The organism is Rhodococcus sp. O3 (assembly GCF_048897285.1).
Lineage (GTDB): Bacteria > Actinomycetota > Actinomycetes > Mycobacteriales > Mycobacteriaceae > Rhodococcus.
This window is the reverse complement of record NZ_JBMBTE010000264.1, coordinates 1-2681: the sequence shown is the minus strand read 5'-3', so window position 1 is coordinate 2681 and position 2681 is coordinate 1. Positions and strand designations below refer to the sequence as shown.

The 2681-nt window shown below is 69.9% G+C and carries 2 protein-coding genes; both read right to left on the bottom strand.

The annotated features are described in order from the left end of the window. Window positions 1–201 precede the first annotated feature (201 nt). Window positions 202–825, bottom strand: coding sequence for a TIGR03085 family metal-binding protein (locus ACN675_RS28680; RefSeq protein ID WP_420754042.1), 624 nt, complete (start codon window positions 823–825; stop codon window positions 202–204). A gap of 85 nt (window positions 826–910) precedes the next feature. Then, a complete protein-coding gene (locus ACN675_RS28675; protein ID WP_420754043.1) occupies window positions 911–2596 on the bottom strand; it encodes a ribonuclease J in 1686 nt (561 codons plus the stop codon). Between the last annotated feature and the right edge of the window lie 85 nt (window positions 2597–2681).

Below are 2681 nucleotides of genomic sequence, written 5' to 3'. Positions count from 1 at the left end.
GGCGCTGCCGGAGCGGCTCGAGGTCCCGGCCGAGCCGCGCGCTGTCGCCTTCGACCGGGAGGTCGTGGACGATCCGCGACTGCTCGACTTTCCTGCCATACCCGTCAGGTTAGCCGCTCGGTCCCCATCCGAACCATCCGCAACACCGGCACCAGGTCGCGGTTCATGTCACAGGACACGCCGTGACCTGGGTATTCACTGTCACACGCCGCGAGCCGAGGCGGTGATCTCGTCCAGGTCGCGGGGCTCGCCGTCCGTCTCCAGCCGCACCTGGTCGCGGCCGAACGCGTGCAGCAGCAGTTCCGCCGGTTCTCCGCGCAGCACGACCGTGCGCGGACCTCGTTTCCGCACGGTGGCGCGCGTGCCGTCGGGGCGTTCGAAGACGACGCTGACATCGCTGCCGCGGTAGCTGCGCCGGCCGATCTGCCGGGCCAGCCGCCACAGGTGTTCCTGATCGTCTGCGGGCAGCACCCGCGGCTCCCAGCCGTCGACGGCGCGCCGGATGTCCTCGTGGTGCACGAACATCTCCCCCGCGTTCGCGACCGCGTCGACCAGGAACAACGGGGACCACATCGGAGGCCCGGACTCGATGTCCGCGAGCAGGTACGCCCACGGCCGGTCGGTCGCCGACTTGCGCACCTTCTCCGTGTGGTCCGCGAGCTGCGGCAGAAGGATGCCGGGCATCGAGTCGATCCGCCGCTCGCGCACGAGCAGGTGCGCGGCGAGATCCCGTGTCGTCCAGTCCCCGCAGAGGGTGGGCGCGTCGGGACCGACCTCCGACATCGTGCGGACCAGGGCTGCTCGTTCGCGTTTGGCCAGGCTCACGGCGCCGACGGTACACGGCGCGCCCGACACCGTCATCGCCCCTGAGGGAGCGACCCGCGGTCGGTGGCCACGGGTCGCCCGAAGATCACTCCGGTGCTGTCACCGCGATGACGGTCGGCACGATCATCGGCCTGCGTCGGTAGGTCTCGGACACCCAGCGTCCCACCACACGCCGGATGGCCTGCGCGATGCGGTGGGTCTCGTTGATGCCCTCCGCGGCGAGTTCGTCGAGGGTCTTGTCGACGAGCCGCGCGGCCTCGGACAGGGCCGTGGGGTCGTCGGAGAATCCGCGTCCCGAGACCTCGGGGGAACTGACCGCGCGGCCGGTCGCCGAGTCGACGGCGACCGAGATCGAGATGAAGCCGCCCTCGCCGAGGATGAGCCGGTCCGACAGGGTCGATTCGCCGACGTCGCCGACGGACAGACCGTCGACGTACACGTGGCCGACGGGGATCTGCCCGACGATCTCGGCGAGCCCGTCGACCATGTCGACGACGACACCGTCCTCCGCGAGGACGATCCGCTCGGGCGGCACACCGGTGGCCTCGGCGAGCTTCGCGTTGGCGCGCAGGTGCCGCCATTCGCCGTGGACGGGCATCGCGTTGGTCGGGCGCACCGCGTTGTACAGGTACAGCAGCTCACCGGCCGACGCGTGGCCGGAGACGTGGACCTTCGCATTCTGCTGGGTGACGACGGTCGCGCCGCGCTTGGCGAGTCCGTTGACGACCGCGAACACCGAGTTCTCGTTGCCGGGGATCAGCGACGACGCCAGTACGACGAGGTCGTCGGCGCGGATGTTGATCTGCCGGTGCTCACCGCGGGCCATGCGCGAGAGGGCCGAGAGCGGTTCGCCCTGGGATCCCGTCGAGACCAGGACGAGGCGGTTGCCCGGCAGGCTCGCCGCGGTGTCCAGGTCGACGACGAGGCCGTCGGGCACCTGCAGGTATCCGAGGTCCTGGGCGATCTGCATGTTGCGGACCATCGAGCGGCCGACGAACGCGATGCGCCGGTTGTACCGGACGGCGACGTCGACGACCTGCTGGATGCGATGGACGTGGCTGGCGAAGGAGGCGACGATGACGCGGTTGGTGGCCTTGCCGATGACGCCGTCGAGCACGCCGCCGATCTCACGTTCGGGCGTGACGAAACCGGGCACCTCGGCATTGGTCGAGTCGACGAGGAACAGGTCGACACCCTCGTCGCCGAGTCGCGAGAACCCGGCCAGGTCGGTGAGCCGGTTGTCCAGGGGCAACTGGTCGAGCTTGATGTCGCCGGTGTGCAGGACGAGACCGGCGTCGGTGCGGATCGCGACGGCGATCGCGTCGGGGATCGAGTGATTGACCGCGAAGTACTCGCACTCGAAGGGGCCGTGCGTGGTGCTCTCACCCTCGGTGACCTCGACGAGCACGGGCCGCTGCCGGTGTTCGCGGCACTTCGCCGCAACCAGCGCCAACGTGAACTTGGAGCCGACCACCGGGATGTCGGGGCGCAGACGCAGCAGGAACGGCACCGCGCCGATGTGATCTTCGTGACCGTGCGTCAGCACGATCGCTTCGATGTCGTCCATCCGGTTCTCGATGTACCGGAAGTCGGGCAGGATCAGGTCGACGCCGGGTTGCTGATCCTCGGGGAACAGCACGCCGCAGTCGACGATCAGGATCTTGCCCTGGTGCTCGAAGACCGTCATGTTGCGGCCGATCTCGCCGATACCGCCGAGCGCGACGACCCGCAGGCCCTTCGCGGGCGCCTTGGGCGGTGCGCCCAGACGCATCGTCGGATCGACCGGCTGACGCAGGTCGGGTCGCTGGGTCGCCGCAGAGGTCTGTGGGGTGCGGCGCGGGCGGGTGGCGGGCGGG

What these genes read in the sequence shown, in the direction of transcription:
- ACN675_RS28675 (WP_420754043.1), bottom strand. Translation starts at nt 2,596, where the DNA reads ATGCGTCTGGGCGCACCGCCCAAGGCGCCCGCGAAGGGCCTGCGGGTC.